The sequence below is a fragment of the Aeromonas sp. MdU4 genome, from assembly GCF_041929505.1.
Taxonomy (GTDB): Bacteria; Pseudomonadota; Gammaproteobacteria; order Enterobacterales; family Aeromonadaceae; genus Aeromonas.
In genome coordinates, this window is sequence record NZ_JBHFMW010000031.1 from 86,962 (window position 1) to 102,777 (window position 15,816).

Annotated in this window: 7 protein-coding genes; 5 read left to right on the forward strand and 2 right to left on the reverse strand. The window is 53.9% G+C overall.

All coding sequences use genetic code 11. The annotated features are described in order from the left end of the window. Nucleotide 1: 1 nt before the first annotated feature. Entirely contained in the window at nt 2–1,735 is a 1,734-nt protein-coding gene (locus tag ACE1BR_RS18855; RefSeq protein ID WP_374872989.1) for a hydrogenase maturation protein, read from the reverse strand. A gap of 638 nt (nt 1,736–2,373) precedes the next feature. On the opposite strand from ACE1BR_RS18855, the gene guaB reads away from it, so the two are divergent. The 5 genes from guaB (at nt 2,374) to ACE1BR_RS18880 (ending at nt 12,610) form a co-directional block, all read left to right on the forward strand. Then, nucleotides 2,374–3,837: an IMP dehydrogenase gene (gene guaB, locus ACE1BR_RS18860; protein WP_182932456.1), complete on the forward strand. Its 1,464-nt coding sequence runs from the start codon at nt 2,374–2,376 to the stop codon at nt 3,835–3,837. Between the two features lie 84 nt (nt 3,838–3,921). After that, the gene (gene guaA, locus ACE1BR_RS18865) at nt 3,922–5,511 is read left to right on the forward strand and encodes a glutamine-hydrolyzing GMP synthase (protein WP_374872991.1); all 1,590 of its coding nucleotides are present in this window, start codon (nt 3,922–3,924) and stop codon (nt 5,509–5,511) included. A gap of 692 nt (nt 5,512–6,203) precedes the next feature. After that, on the forward strand, nt 6,204–10,055 hold the full coding sequence (locus ACE1BR_RS18870; protein WP_374872993.1) for a hypothetical protein: 3,852 nt from the start codon (nt 6,204–6,206) through the stop codon (nt 10,053–10,055). 296 nt (nt 10,056–10,351) lie between these two features. Then, on the forward strand, nt 10,352–11,710 hold the full coding sequence (locus ACE1BR_RS18875) for a leucine-rich repeat-containing protein kinase family protein (protein WP_374872995.1): 1,359 nt from the start codon (nt 10,352–10,354) through the stop codon (nt 11,708–11,710). Nucleotides 11,711–11,962: 252 nt separating this feature from the next. Next, nucleotides 11,963–12,610 carry a thiopurine S-methyltransferase gene (locus ACE1BR_RS18880; RefSeq protein ID WP_374872997.1) on the forward strand — a complete coding sequence of 216 codons (648 nt, stop codon included), beginning with the start codon at nt 11,963–11,965 and terminating at the stop codon, nt 12,608–12,610. A 332-nt stretch (nt 12,611–12,942) separates the two neighbouring features. On the opposite strand, the gene ACE1BR_RS18885 is transcribed toward ACE1BR_RS18880, so the two are convergent. Continuing rightward, nucleotides 12,943–15,729, reverse strand: a complete 2,787-nt coding sequence (locus ACE1BR_RS18885) for an insulinase family protein (protein WP_374872999.1) — start codon at nt 15,727–15,729, stop codon at nt 12,943–12,945. Between the last annotated feature and the right edge of the window lie 87 nt (nt 15,730–15,816).

Consider the following 15,816-nt stretch of genomic DNA (forward strand, 5'->3'; position numbering starts at 1 on the left):
CTCAATCACAGGTAACCAGACTGTTTTTTCGACGATGAATGGCAATATTATCTGGCGTTTCATTGCACGCAATTTTAAAGACAAATCGCTGCCGTGCTTTATGATATTTATCGCAGCCATAAAAATTGGCATACATATTTTTTAATTCTGCCATTCTGTACAAACTTAACGGCTGGTTGAGTTCATCGGCAGCTCTTTTTTCCGATTTATTGTTTAGCATTTGCAGCAATGCACCGTGATCGGAAATCAGCGTCCTGGCTAAGTGTTTTACTTGTGAATAAAACAGATGGTGTTCAGTGTCGAGCACCTTGTCAATCAAGCCAATTTGCAGTGCAACGTTGGCACTGATTGGCAAGCATTGTTCAGTTAGCTCCAATGCTTTTTTATGGCCGATACGCTTGGGCAAACAATATGTCCAGTATTCAGAACCATATAGTCCTCCCATGCTTTTATAATGCGGGTTCAAGACAACGCCCTGGCGAGCAAAAACAACGTCAGCACCCAACGCGAGCATGACCCCTCCGGCTCCTGCATTACCCGCCATGGCGGAAATGGTGAGTTTATCGTTTGTAGCCAGAAGTTGCTGAACTATATCATTGATCGCATTAATATTTAGCCATGATTCATTAGCCGGGTTTTCAGCTGCTTCAATAGTGTTTAAATGAATGCCATTCGACCAATAATTTTCACCGCCAAGGAGGACTATCGCTTTTACAGATAATGTTGCTACATGTTTGTATACCTTTAACAGCAGTTGGCATTGCTGGGTGTTCAAGGCACCATTGTGAACATCAAAGTATAAGTAGGCAATATGGTCTTCCTGTAAGTACCATATCTCCTGGCAAGGGAGTTGTTTTCCCTCTTTGGTATAATCTATGGCGATGTCATCAACGTCTTTGGGTAACAGGCCCGCCAATACTCGGGTGGCTGGTAATTTTATTCCTGCCACGCCATTTGCTAATTTCGGTTTTAAATGGCCAATCCAAACAGCTCCATCAATTGTTGCACGACAGATCGCCTGATTTGCGATAGCTATAATATCACCGGGTTTACCACCAGTTAATTTATGCTCTTTATGAACGTTGTATAGATATACCGGTTTGCTATAAATCTCGTCTAAAACACCAGGTGAACCATCAGCAGCTAATATATGGCGAATAATTTCATCGGTTGTCTGGGTATCCCAGTTGATCTCTCTGTCGACCTGCTTCATGAAGGGTTGGAATCTTCCTGACACATTTGGGTTGTTATAATCCAAAGGTTCTGGTATGAAATCAGGAGATGCAAAGAACGTTAACACTTCCCACAAACACTTGATTGCGGTTTCAGTGACTTCTCGATTATAAAGGCTGCTTTTTGTGGCTAAACGCATAGGAAATGTCTTGCTAGACCAGATATCACCTGCATCCATCTCTTCATTTGCCTGCAATAGCGTAACACCCCATTCACTTAAGTCGTTTTGAATGGCCCAATCCAGGGATGATGCACTTCTATCGCCTTTAATTCCGGGGTGAACGATTATACATGGATAATTATTATATATTTCTGCTGAAATATGCCGTGTTAAATAAGGGCAGATGATTAAATCCGGCTTGAAGAGTTTGACCCCTGCCACCAATTTTTCATTAATGCCATGGTGAAGCTCAACGGATACTTTGTATCCAGCATCTGATAATTCAGTGAAAAAGCGCTGGGTCAGACCATTAAAGGCGGTAGAGATAAGTAAAATTCGCATTTTTTCCTGCTAAATCAATCATATCTTAAGAAAATGTTAAAAACCAAGGCAGGCGGGTGCGAAAAATAATCTAACGGTACCGGTGGCGGCACAAACTGAGGATAAATATCGATGATATATGAATACAGGTAAGATAGTTTTCGCCCCGGCGGGACTATTCATGATTTTAAAGAGAACCCAACAGCAGGGCAACCGAATTAACGGTGGTGAACGACAGGCTTTGGTTAACTATCGTGTCATGGGGTTGAAATATAAACACCCATTGCTCACCACTCTATTTTGAGCCGTTTATCAGTGTGGGATTTAAGCTGGCCCCGCGCGGTCGGGTTGGATGAGCCTGACTGGTGACGAAAAAGGGGAGGGGACAGCGCTTGCCATGGGGTTGGTTGCGGCAGTGCAGGCCGTTTCACTGAGATAGTCCATTAGACGTCTTTTGCATAAAACCGTACTTTGCTAAATCTTTTTGCTGCTAAAAAGCGTTTTTCGTACTGATTATCTTGGTTTTTTAGCCACTTGGCGCGCTAAAAGGGGGCTACGCCATAAAAAATTCAAAAAACTTCTTTACCAGTGACCAATCGGTGAGTAAACTTCGTCGGCAATATTTTACACCCCCACTTCCTCAACGGTGAGATATTGCCATGCTCAGGATTGCCAAAGAAGCGTTAACCTTCGACGATGTACTGTTGGTTCCCGCCCACTCCGAAGTTCTTCCCAATACTGCCGATCTGCGTACCAAGCTGACCTCCACCATCAGCCTGAATATCCCTATGATCTCCGCTGCCATGGACACAGTGACTGATGCCCGTTTGGCTATCGCTCTGGCCCAGGAAGGCGGTATCGGCTTTATCCACAAGAACATGTCCATCGAGCAGCAGGCTGCCGAAGTGCGCAAGGTCAAGAAGTACGAAAGCGGCGTGGTGACCGACCCCGTCACTGTACGCCCTGACATGACCATTGCCCAAATCAAGGAGTTGAGCCACAAGAACGGCTTCGCCGGTTACCCCGTGGTGACTGACGGCAACAAGCTGGTCGGTATCATCACCGGCCGTGACGTGCGCTTCGTGATTGACCTCTCCCAGACCGTTGAACAGATCATGACCCAGAAAGATCGTCTGGTCACCGTGCGTGAAGGAGCCCCTCGTGAAGAGGTGGTTGCCCTGATGCAAAAGCACCGTATCGAAAAAGTGCTGGTGGTGAACGCCGACTTCAAACTCAAGGGCATGATCACCGTTAAAGATTTCCAGAAAGCCGAGCGCAAACCCCACGCCTGTAAAGATGACAAAGGTCGTCTGCGCGTTGGTGCCGCGGTTGGTGCCGGTGCCGGTAACGAAGAGCGCGTCGCTGCGCTGGTGGAAGCCGGTGTTGACGTGCTGCTGATCGACTCCTCCCACGGCCACTCCCAGGGCGTGCTGGATCGCATCAAAGCCACTCGCGAAGCCTATCCTGACCTGCAGATCATCGGTGGCAACGTGGCGACCGCCGCTGGCGCCAAGGCGCTGGTTGCTGCCGGCGTCAACGCCGTCAAGGTTGGTATCGGCCCGGGCTCCATCTGTACTACCCGTATCGTAACCGGCGTGGGCGTGCCCCAGATCACCGCCATCTCCGACGCTGTTGATGCGCTGGAAGGCACAGGTGTACCGGTTATCGCCGACGGCGGCATCCGCTTCTCCGGCGACATCGCCAAGGCCATCGCCGCTGGCGCCAGCTGCGTCATGGTTGGCTCCATGTTCGCCGGTACTGAAGAAGCGCCGGGCGAGATCGAGCTCTATCAGGGTCGCTCCTTCAAATCCTACCGTGGTATGGGTTCTCTGGGCGCCATGTCCAAGGGCTCCAGCGATCGCTACTTCCAGACCGACAACGCCGCCGACAAGCTGGTACCGGAAGGTATCGAAGGTCGCGTGCCTTATAAAGGTCGCCTCAAAGAGATCATCCACCAGCAGATGGGCGGCTTGCGCTCCTCCATGGGTCTGACCGGCAGCGCCACCATCGACGACATGCGCACCAAGGCAGAATTCGTGCGCATCTCGGGCGCCGGGATGAAAGAGTCCCACGTCCACGATGTGACCATTACCAAAGAAGCCCCCAACTATCGGATGGGCTGATATAACGGGGCCCTGCGCCCCGTTTTTCCACCCCTTTTTTATCCCGTGCCCTTTGTGACAACATCAGCCTGATGCAGGAATAAAATGACTAAAGACATTCACCAGCACCGTATTCTCATCCTCGACTTTGGTTCCCAGTACACCCAGCTGATCGCCCGCCGCGTACGTGAAATCGGCGTCTATTGCGAACTGTGGGCCTGGGATGTAACTGAAGAGCAGATCCGCGAATTCAATCCGAGCGGCATCATCCTCTCCGGCGGCCCCGAGTCCGTGACCGAAGCAGACAGCCCGCGCGCCCCCGAGTATGTGTTCAACGCCGGTGTGCCGGTGTTCGGCATCTGCTACGGCATGCAGACCATGGCCGAGCAGCTGGGTGGCAAGGTGCAATCCTCCACCGAGCGTGAATTCGGTTACGCCAAGGTAGAAGTGCTGGGTGCCACCGGCAAGAGCAGCGCCCTGCTGCGCAACATCGAAGATGCCATCGCCGACAACGGCAATGCCCTGCTGGATGTCTGGATGAGCCACGGTGACAAGGTCACCACCATTCCGGCCGACTTCACCACCATCGCCCAGACCCCGACCTGCCCGCACGCGGCCATGGCCAACGAAGCCAAGCGCTTCTACGGCGTGCAGTTCCACCCGGAAGTGACCCACACCCGTCAGGGTGCCCGCATGTTGGAGCACTTCGTTAAAGACATCTGTGGCTGCGAATGCCTCTGGACCCCGGCCACCATCATCGACGACGCCGTTGCCCGCATCCGCGAGCAGGTAGGTGACGACGAAGTGATCCTCGGCCTCTCCGGCGGTGTCGACTCCTCTGTGGTTGCCATGCTGGTGCACCGCGCCATCGGCGAGCGCCTGACCTGCGTCTTCGTTGACAACGGTCTGCTGCGTCTGAACGAAGGCGAGCAGGTGATGGAGATGTTTGGCGATCACTTTGGTCTCAACATCATCAAGGTTGAAGCGGAAGATCGCTTCCTCTCCGCCCTGGCCGGTGTTGACGAGCCGGAAGCCAAGCGCAAGATCATCGGCCGCGTCTTCGTTGAAGTGTTCGACGACGAAGCGAAGAAGCTGAAAAATGCTCGCTGGCTGGCGCAAGGCACCATCTATCCGGACGTTATCGAATCTGCCGCCAGCAAGACCGGCAAAGCCCACGTTATCAAGTCTCACCACAACGTCGGCGGCCTGCCGGAAGAGATGAAGATGGGTCTGGTCGAGCCGCTGCGCGAACTGTTCAAAGACGAAGTGCGCCGCGTTGGCCTCGAGCTGGGTCTGCCCTACGACATGCTCTACCGTCACCCGTTCCCGGGCCCGGGTCTGGGCGTGCGCGTCCTTGGCGAAGTGAAGAAAGAGTACTGTGATCTGCTGCGTAAAGCCGATGCGGTCTTTATCGAAGAGCTGCGCAAAGCCGACCTCTACAACCAGGTCAGCCAGGCGTTCGCCGTGTTCCTGCCGGTGCGCTCCGTTGGCGTCATGGGCGATGGTCGCAAATATGACTGGGTTATTGCCCTGCGCGCCGTCGAAACCATCGACTTTATGACCGCCCACTGGGCTCACCTGCCGTACGACTTCCTCGGTCACGTATCGAATCGCATCATCAACGAGATCAACGGAATCTCCCGCGTGGTGTACGACGTCTCCGGCAAGCCGCCTGCAACCATCGAATGGGAATAAGCGGCGCGCGCCCTTCTACCCTTCGAGCATAAAAATGCAAAAAAGACGCCCTTGCGGCGTCTTTTCTTTTTTCAATCGTTTGCGCCACAGATCTTCTTTTTCTGACCTATCCCGCACCGCCTTGCCCCTCTCCAATCTGAATGGGGCGGCGATGGCGTCACTGCGCTGCATATTCATGCCAATGGCACTGGTATGGTCGCAAGACAAACCGGGTGGTAAAGGAGAGTGAATACGGGGCGCTGACGAGGGAGAAAGCGCAGGTTCAGAACCCGCGGCCACCCGCACAAGCCGCTGGCAGAGGCGCAGGCCGTGTTCAATCAGGCACAAGCAGGATTGTTGTGGTGCAGATCGTCAAATCGCCGGATGGGGATGGCCATATCACCACCATCACACCGATCTGAGCTGGTTGCGGTGTTAGGCGGAGTTTCCTAACCGGTTGACCCCACAGATCAGTGATAAGAAAGACGCCTTATGGCGTCTTTCTTACTTCTAGAGTTTGCATGTCAATTTTGTTCGGACACTGAAACAGTGAAGGAATGAAACTCACACGATTGTTGACGTGGATAGATATTTTTTTGTTCGAAATGCCATCACCTTCCGATATAGGTCACACCACTTCCTGTACAAGTAGATTATGGATTTGTATGTGAATAACATAGTGACCTTCTAACTCGGAAGCATCAGAGGGCATCGTGGCGATTTTTGATATTGAGAAAGACGAATTACTCCGGCTCTCTGATACCCAGCTTGAAGAGTTAATAGCGCGTCTTGCCGAAGCGGAAATTTCAGTCAACGGGCATAGTCCTGCTTATGTACACTGGTCAGGCTCTATAAATGCCCCCGACGGCGGTATCGATGTGCACGTTAAAGTACCGGTCGAGCAAATGAGCACTGGCTTTATTGAAAGACCTGATACGATCTTTCAAGCCAAAAAGTATCCAATGCCGAGGGCTGCGATAACCTCAGAAATGACCACTGATGGGGCATTATCGCCGACGATCTCTAAGCAAGCGGCAAAGGGAGGGAGTTATATCATAGTCAGCTTGGGTGATAATTGCTCTCCTCCTATGAAAGAGGACCGCCTCCAAGCAATGCAGTATGCAGTAGCGGATGATCCTAGCTACTCTAATATTCACTTGGATTTTTACGACCGCTCGAAATTGGTGCAATGGTTGCGACAGCACCCGTCAGTCATGCTCTGGGCAAAAAGCATACTTGGTCAGGGATATTCTGGGTGGCAGCCATATGGTGCTTGGAGCAATCCACCTCAGGGGTCAGTAGATACCTTGATTTCAGCACCAGGGGTGACAATTAATCTGCCATCGGAAAAGGGGCAAAAGCTAGCCATTCAGGACGCTATTGGTCCAATGCGTGAGCTGATTCGCTCAACCAATAAAGCGGTTCGCATCACGGGATTATCCGGTGTTGGGAAAACCCGAATCGTACAAGCACTTTTCGATGAAACGGTCGGAACAGATGCGCTGGATCGGACTATCGCAGTTTATGTTGATACTGGAGAAAGCCCGGATCCCTCTGCTACAGCAATGCTGGATCGACTGATCGCAGAGGGGCGACGGGCCATTATGATCCTCGATAATTGTCCTTCTGAATTGCATACCCTCTTGGCCAGTAAAGTGACGGCAAACGGCTCGCAGGTGAGACTTATCACAGTTGAATATGACATTAAAGAAGGTGATAGACCGCAATTTACAGAAGTTATTCATATAGAGACTGTTGGGCCAGAGGTTGCTGAACAGCTTCTTTTTCGTCGCTTTCCTGATATTGGTCGAAATAACGCCCGCCGAATAGCAGAGTTTTCTGATGGTAATGCACGAGTTTCTTTGGCTATTGCCGAGAGAGTTGAGGTAGGTGAAAGTCTGGCCCTGCTTTCAGATGCACAGATATTTAACCGTTTATTCGAACAGCGAAACAATCCTGATGATGGTCTACGGGAGCAGGCCGAAATATTGTCTCTGGTTTATTCATTTTCGGTCTTATCAGCTGAGGAAGGTCAAAACGAACTTGAGGTATTGGGAGCTATCTCGGGGTATTCCGTAAGCCAGTTGTTCCGAGCAACAAGCAAGTTGTCAGAACGCCATATTGTACAGAAGAGGGCTCATTGGCGGGCTATTTTGCCTCATGCTATTGCCAACAGGTTGGCTGCATTAGCACTTGATAGCATTCCAGTTGATCAACTCAGGGTGACCTTTGAAACAGCCGGTCGTCAACGCTTACTCATGTCTTTCGCGCATAGGTTAGGGTTGTTGCATGATCATCCAATGGCGAAAGAAATTGTGGAATGTTGGCTTCAGCCTGATGGACTGTTGGGACGGTTAACCGAATTAAACGATATATCTGAAAGAATGCTGAATTATATCGCGCCAGTTGCGCCGGAAGCTCTGCTAGATAGGATCGAAACGGTGTTGACTACGTTTGATATTCAAGACAATGCAACGAGTGATAATCTACATACAGCAACAATGATTAATCTTTTGCAGTTATTAGCATATGAATCGAGAGCATTCGAACGCTGTATTAGGCTTCTTATTCATGTGGCTGATTATGAGAAGGATATCGATAGTAATAACTCGCTGATAAAGCAGATAACAAACTTCTTCCAAGCATATTTGTCCGGCACACACGCTACTTTAGAACAACGCATTGCTATTATGAATGAATGTTTTTCATCGGATGTTCCTAGACGTATAGCGTTGGGCTTCAAGATGCTTGCAACAGCTTTAGAAGATCGCTGTACGGGCTTTGGAATTAATGCGTTTGGTGCTCGTCCGAGAGACTATGGACTTCACCCCAGTCATGATGAGCTTGTTGAGTGGCGCAGTACTTTTATCGATAAGGCCCTACAATTGGGCATTTCTGGCAATCCTGCTCTTGAAGTTCCCGCACGGCAGATTATGGCGAATACATTTCGAGGGATGTGGAGTCAGCAAGCAATAAGGGAAAAGCTTATTGACGCTGCCCGCACATTACATGCACATCGCCCTTGGGGAGATGGTTGGAAAGCCGTCCGCTCTACGATCTATTTCGATCATACCGAGCGTAAAAACGCGAATAATGTTGAGTCCATACCAGATAATCTTGCCGCTTTGGAAAAAGAGCTAGAACCCCATGACTTGATTCCGGCAATCCTTACTTATGTTTTTAGCAAGGGGCAAGATTATTGGGCACTGGATACCCATTGTGATCGGTATGACACAAATAAATATTCTGAAGCTAGAAAACGGCTTGAAGACAAGGCGCTGCAATTAGGTGAGGAGTTTGCGATATCAGGCCATAAACTTGATGAGCTGGGGCCAAACCTGTTTTCAAATGGTTGGATGCCTAATATCTATGCATTCGGAAGAGGATTAGCTAAGGGGGGGCATGATTTACGAGCAGGCTGGCAGCAACTTGTCAAACAACTGGAACCCTTGCCCTGGGTAGGTATAAATTTTGCTGTCTTTGGTGGTTTTATCAAAGAAGTAGACGCAGTTGAATCAGTATTGGTGCAGGAATTACTCGATTTTTGTGCCCAGCATCCTGTACTCCGGCATGCGTTGGTCTATTTGCATCCTTGGGGAAAATTTACAGAATTTGATCTGGAACGTTGCATGATGCTTCTGGATGCCCCTGATATTGACCCAAATATGTATGAACCAATCTTATGGCGAGATGAGTATGCATCCTTGCCAAGAGCGAGAATCCTCGAGCTTGCAATGCGACTCCTGAGTAAACCTGGCGGCAGTGATGTGGTGCTGGAGGCACTAAGCATGCGCCTTCATGACAAAGATGTGATGGTGGATACGTTGGGGCCCGATTTTCGTCAGATAGGTCTTAGGGCCGCAATTTTAAATTTGCCAAAAGATCACAACGACCTAGGTGGTACAAGAGGCTACAACATGGAGTGCGTCATCAATGCTGTATTGCGTTATGGTGGCAATGACGCCGAAAAGCAGGAGTGGTTGGACGCAATTTTTGTGGTTGTTGACCAACACTATGGCTACGTTAATTCGTGCGAAAGTGCCATCGATACGACCGCTGCATTGATGCCTGTGGAATTTCTCAATCGTGTTTTTGAAGGCAGTGCAGAACAACAGGAAAGACGACAGTTTTTTGTTTGCCATAGTGGATACCGACAATCACCCCTCGCCAAGATTAATGTGGACCAGTTAATCACGTGGTGTCGAGCAAGAAACGATACCAATGTGTGGGTCTCTATCGCATGGAGTATTAACCTGTGGGAACCAAGTGAAGAAGCGGAAGGGGGACAGATGTCAGAGTCTGCGCTTAGGCTACTTGAAGCCTCGTCGGATCCTGTTGTCGTCTTGGAGACTTTCGCCGAGCGTGTTACTCCTTTATCTTGGTCTGGCAGTCGAGCCGAAGTCATGCAGTCCAGAGCGAAGGCAATTCGTAAGTTGGTTGAACATGAAAGAGCAGATATTTCGACTGCGGCTCAAACAGTCTCTACAAACTTGGTTCAGCTAATTGAGCGCCAGAAAGAACGAGAGCAGCGGGAGGATATGGAATACGAGCAGCGGTTTGAATAAAAACTATCTGTTTCAAGTCCGTAGGGTGCAATGAAATTGCACCTCTACTTTTTTTCCTCAAACCTTGCCACAAAGCCGCTTTGCAAATGGTGCAATGCGCTGCACTTATTGCACCCTACGTCTCTTCGTCAATCTGCTGGTGCAGTGTTGCTCGCCATGCCTCGCCAAAGCAACAAAAGGGGCGATCTGCGCCCCGAATTCTTTATAATGCCCCCCTTCAAATCGCCGGACCCGGGTTCGGCGCGCGTTGATGGTCGCTGTGCCATCAGGCAGATCATCAGGATTGAGAAACGGTTATGCATACTCTGGAACAGCTGCGCGCGGGTGAACTGTGCGGTGCCCGCCATCTGAAGCTCTCTGAAAACCTCGCGGTTTTCCCACCCGAGATCCTGAGCCTGAAAGAGACGCTGGAGGTGCTGGATTTGACCGGCAACCAGCTGAGCGCACTGCCGGACGAGTTGGCCGGGTTTGGCAAACTGCGCATCATCTTCTGCTCCGAGAACCGCTTTACCGAGCTGCCCGAGGTGCTGGGGCGCTGCCCTGCGCTCACCATGGTGGGTTTTAAGGCCAACCGGATTGCTACCGTCTCGGCCAACGCGCTGCCTGCGGGGTTGCGCTGGTTGATCCTGACCGACAACGCGGTGCAGCAGTTGCCCGATGAATTGGGCCAGTGCGACGCCCTGCAAAAGCTGATGCTGGCGGGCAACCGCCTGCGCGAGCTGCCCGCGAGCCTTGCCAACTGCCGCAATCTGGAGCTGCTGCGCATCGCCGCCAACCGCATCGAGCGCTTCCCCGAGTGGCTGCTGACGCTGCCGCGCCTCGCCTGGCTTGCTTACTCCGGCAACCCCTTTAGCGAAGGGGAGGCGGCGCGCGCCATCGACGATGCCCATGTCGTGACTCTGAGCTGGCGTGAGCTGGAGCTGGGCGAGTTGCTGGGGCAGGGGGCTTCCGGGGTGATCTATCGCGCGACGATTGGCAATGACGCGCCTCAAGCGGGGGCGGCTACTGCGCCGGAACCGGTGGCGGTCAAGCTGTTCAAGGGGGCGGTGACCAGCGATGGCTTGCCTCATTGCGAGATGGCGGCGTCGCTGGCGGCGGGCTCTCATCCGAACCTTATCAAGGTGGTGGGCAAGGTGGCGGATCACCCCTCCGGCATTGCGGCGCTGGTGATGGAGCTGATCGATCCGGCCTTTGCCAATCTGGCCGGGCCGCCGAGCCTGGCCTCCTGCACCCGGGATGTCTATCCAGATGGGTTGCGCCTGAGTGTGCAAGATGCGCTGGCGATGGCCCACGGTATCGCCTCGGTGGCGGGCCATCTGCACCGCGCGGGCATCATGCACGGGGATCTCTACGGCCACAATATTCTGTTTGCCCGTGGCCCTGACGCTCCGGCTCGCGCCCTGCTCGGGGATTTTGGTGCGGCCTCTTTGTATGACCGCACCAACCGCGAGCGGGCCGTGGGGCTGGAGCGGTTGGAGGTGCGCGCCTTTGGCTGTCTGCTGGAGGAGCTGCTGGCACGCTGCGATGCCCGGAACGCGCACCTTGCCGCTCTGCACTCCCTCAGTGCGGCCTGTCTCTCGGAAGTGCCTGCCGAGCGGCCCGCTTTTGCCGAGATCGGCCGTCAGCTTGCGGCGGTGCGCAGCGCACTGTTGTGACCATTTCGGGTGTGGCAGGTCCACTTTGGCCTGCCAAATCCAATCTTTTTGCTCATTAATCATCGACAACCCATGACGCTTTGGCATGGATTTGCGGCCCCCTGCGCGCCATAAAGGTGCCAAACGGGGCGGCTTGTGGCCACGGATGGCGCGGCGAAGTCCCGCCCGATAAAAAGGGTGGGGCAGAGGGTTGCGTGGTGCCGGTTAAGTTGTGATATTGAGGCATCTTTTAGTAAGCAATGGGGAATGAGGATGGAAGCGGCTTTTTGGCATCAGCGTTGGGAAGAGAATCGCATTGGCTTTCATCAGGCAGATTTCAACCGCTGGCTGCAATCCTGGTGGTCGGCGCAGCAGCCGGACGAGCCGGTGCTGGTGCCCCTGTGCGGCAAGTCGCGCGACATGCTCTGGCTGAGTGGTCAGGGTCATCCGGTCGATGGCTTCGAGCTCTCCTCCGTCGCTATCACCAGCTTTTTCAGGGAAAACAACCTGAGCGCGGCGGTGAGTGACGTGGGCCCCTATCAGTGTCATCAGGTCGATACACTGCGTATCTTTGAGGGGGATTTCTTCGCCGCTCCCGAGCTCGGTCGTCGCTATCGGCTGGTCTATGATCGGGCGGCGCTGATTGCCCTGCCAACGGCGATGCGCCGCCAATATGCGGCGCTGCTGAGCAAGCTGGTGGAGACGGGCGGCCAGATCCTGCTGGTGACCCTCGAGTATCAGCCGGAGCAGCAAATTCAGCCCCCCTTCTCGGTGAGTGAGATGGAGGTGCGGGCCCTGTTTGAGCGCGATTTTCGCATCGAGGTGCTGGGACGTGCCGCCGAGCAGGATAATCCCAAGGTGCTGGCGGGCCAGCTCTCCTATTTTGATGAGGTGGCTTACCGGCTGGTTCGCCGTGGTTAAGGGCTGCGAGTCGGGTGGTCACGGGTGAGCCAGCGAGGGAAATGGATGGCCAGGTAGACTCTTCGCTACCTCCTTTGATGTAGATCAACGTGATTTTCGGGGGGGATGCCTAAGATGTGGCTGTTTCTCAATCACTGTTGGCATTGTCCAGCGAGCGCAGGGGATACCGCGCTTGCTGATCTGCAACTCAGTGTCTGATTTTCACGCTCATGTTCACTTTTGGCGGCTTTGGTCGCAATTGTTATGGTTTTTCCAGCCGACCCTGATGGGTCGGCTTTTTATTGCCTGCGATTTGGCGCGGAAAGGGAAAAACGGGGGAGAACGAGGCCCTATCAGGCCTCGAAGGTGGCGGCATTGAGCCGGAATGCGCGTGGATCATCGATAAACTGGCCGGTGATCCGCTCGTCATGTTCGTGCCCCAGACCATAGCTGCAGAGGATCAGCCGATCGGAGGTGCGCGAGCGCAGCTGGGTGATAAAGCGCACCAGATCGGCGCGGCTCAACTTGCCCACCTCTTCGCAGACCCGTTCCCGTTGATCGAACCCCAGATCCTTGTTGCCGATGCTGACCCACAGTCGCTGGCCGCGACTGCGCAGATTGGCGTCGCGCTCGCTGAGTTGGGCCTGCAGCCCCGCTTTGCTCTCCTGCCACTGCTGCTCGGTGAATTCGAGCATGGCCAGCGGGAAGATATCGATAAACTCCTCCACCGCATCGAGCAGGATCTGCGGCCCTGCCACCGGCGACTGGATATAGAAAATGAGACCGGGATGGCGATTGAGGGGCAGGTTGCCAGCCCCCACCACATAGCCCAGTTGCTGGCGGGTGCGCAGCTCGTGAAAGAAGGTGGAGGACATGATGTGGTTGGCCAGGGTGAAGCAGGCGAGATCCCGCGCCCGGGTGGTGCGGGACTGGTAGTAGACCAGCAGGGCCGAGTCTTCGTGATCGCAGCCCTGTTCGCGAATAAGGGTGCCTCTGTCCTGGATCGAGATGAGCGGACGGCGGGTCTCGCCACTCGGCTTGCTGCTGGTGCCATTGATGTTGCTCAGGTGGCGCTCCATCAGAGCTGCCAGCGCCATGGCGTCGGCTGCGGTCCAGTCGCCATGAACCAGCGCCTCCACATGCACTTCAGCAAACAGCTGGGTGACAAAGGCGGGCATCTCGTCCAGCTCGACCGTGCGCAGGTGGCGTAGCAGCTGCTCGAACGGCGGGTTGTTGGGCTGCAGCAGGCTGGTGAGCTGGTTAAACAGCTGGGAAATCGGGCGTGCCTTGGACTGGTTGTCCCAGTTGCGGATCAGCGCTTCCTTGATTTCGCTAAAGCGGCCCGGATCCGGATAACCCAGAGTGCGGTTGCCGAGGATCATGTCGAGCAAGAGCGGCTGCTTGTCGGCAAAGCCGCTCAGGTTGATGGTAAAGCCCCCCTGATGGGCATAGATCTGGTAGCCCAGCCCCGCCAGCTCCGCCGGGTAGGTGAGGGCGTTGAGGTGGTCGGCCAAGAGCTCCACGGCGAGGCGCGCCATGGCGATATTGCGGGGATTTTTCACCGCATGTTCGCTGTCGATGGAGATGTAGAGATTGCCCTTGGGCACGCTGAACAGGTGCTCATGGAGGTGCCAGAGGCGAAAGCCGGGGCGGTCGATCAGACACGCGGGCATCTCGGCCGGGATCTCGGGCGTGCGCGGATCGAGTCGGCTGCTGATAAAGGGGTTGGGCTTGGGCAGCGCCAGCGCCGGATCCGGTTCACTCTGCTGCCAGCGGATCTTCTCGCTTTCGGTGATGGTCGCCACGCTGTAGGGGGTTTGATACCAGCGAGCCAGTCGATCGGTCGTCACTTCCGGCGCCGTAATGGTGATGCGCAGGTTGTGCGGGGTGAGCTTGGCGAGGAAGCGGCGGATCAGCCCCTCGTCATATTCCCGCATCATGTAATCGCCGTAGAGCAGATCCTCTGCCTTGTAGTTAAAGAGGTTGAGCACCAGCCCGGAGACGGTATCGAGCGGGCGGCCCCGCTCCTGAAAGCGAAACGCCGATTCGAGCACGGTGCGTTTTTCGTCATAACGCCAGCTTTGCAGCCCTTCGCGACCAATCAGTTTCAAATAGCCAAACAGGGCGGCGAGGATGTCGTCCACATGCGCCAGGCCGAGCGGCGTGAGGCCGAAGTTGACGCCAAAATCCTTGAAGTTGGCGCCGCTGATGCCACCGCCTGCCGAGAGCTGGTTGACCCAGCCTTTCGCTTTGAGCAGTGAGAGCAGGCTGCCATCCCCTTCGTAGCCGATCAGGTGGCTCAGGAAGGTGAGGGGCTTTTTGTCGTAGAACTCGTCCACATTGGGCAGCGGGAAGCTGAGCGAGAGCTTGCGGGTCTCCTTGACCGGTTTGATCTGGATGCGGATGCCGAGATCATCGAGCCGGTAGAGTGGCATCTCGAGAGTCGGTATTCCCAAATTGCGATTCAAAATGGGAGCGAAGTAGCGACAGCACCACTGCAACTGGGTATCGATGTCGGCAGGGGACATCATCACCAGCGCCATGCGATCCGCGCTGTAGTGGCTCTCGTAGAAGTTGATGAGGTCGGAGCGCAGATCCCGTCCCGGCAGATCGGCCAGGGTATCGAGGTTGCCGACCGAGAATTTGGCGAAGGGGTGCGCCGGGTTGACCGTCTCTTTATGTACCTGATAGCTGCGGCGTACATCGTCCTGCAGCTTGAGGCGGTACTCGGAGTCGACCGCGTTGCGCTCCTTGTCGACCCACTCCGGATCGAAGGTGGGGCAAATGAAAAACTGGGCGAAACGATCCAGTCCCGCCTCGAAGAAGCCGTTGTCTATCTCGAAAAAGAAGTTGGTGAACTCGGTGCCGGTCCAGGCGTTGTTGCTGCCGCCATGTCGGCTCATAAATTGCTGGTATTCACCAGGCTTGGGGTAGGTGCTGGTGCCGAGAAACAGCATGTGTTCGAGAAAGTGCGCCATCCCCTGCCGGTCGGCCGGATCGTCAAAATGGCCGGTATTGACCGCCAGAGAAGCGGCGGATTTATCGGTTTCGGGATCACAAATCAACAAGACCCTGAGCCGGTTGGCCAGCTCCAGAAAATGGTATTGCCGATGGTCGTTGGGACTGGCATATGGGCTCATTGGCGTGTGACTCACGTTGGATTTATTTGAATTTAAACATGATTATCGACCCCGCTACCCAGTGAGGCAAACCCTTTTCTGAGAGGT

Bases quoted from the DNA above. Each gene is read 5' to 3' on its own strand.
- ACE1BR_RS18855 (WP_374872989.1), bottom strand. From the start codon at position 1,735: ATGCGAATTTTACTTATCTCTACCGCCTTTAATGGTCTGACCCAGCGC.
- guaB (WP_182932456.1), top strand. From the start codon at position 2,374: ATGCTCAGGATTGCCAAAGAAGCGTTAACCTTCGACGATGTACTGTTG.
- guaA (WP_374872991.1), top strand. From the start codon at position 3,922: ATGACTAAAGACATTCACCAGCACCGTATTCTCATCCTCGACTTTGGT.
- ACE1BR_RS18875 (WP_374872995.1), top strand. From the start codon at position 10,352: ATGCATACTCTGGAACAGCTGCGCGCGGGTGAACTGTGCGGTGCCCGC.
- ACE1BR_RS18880 (WP_374872997.1), top strand. From the start codon at position 11,963: ATGGAAGCGGCTTTTTGGCATCAGCGTTGGGAAGAGAATCGCATTGGC.
- ACE1BR_RS18885 (WP_374872999.1), bottom strand. From the start codon at position 15,729: ATGAGCCCATATGCCAGTCCCAACGACCATCGGCAATACCATTTTCTG.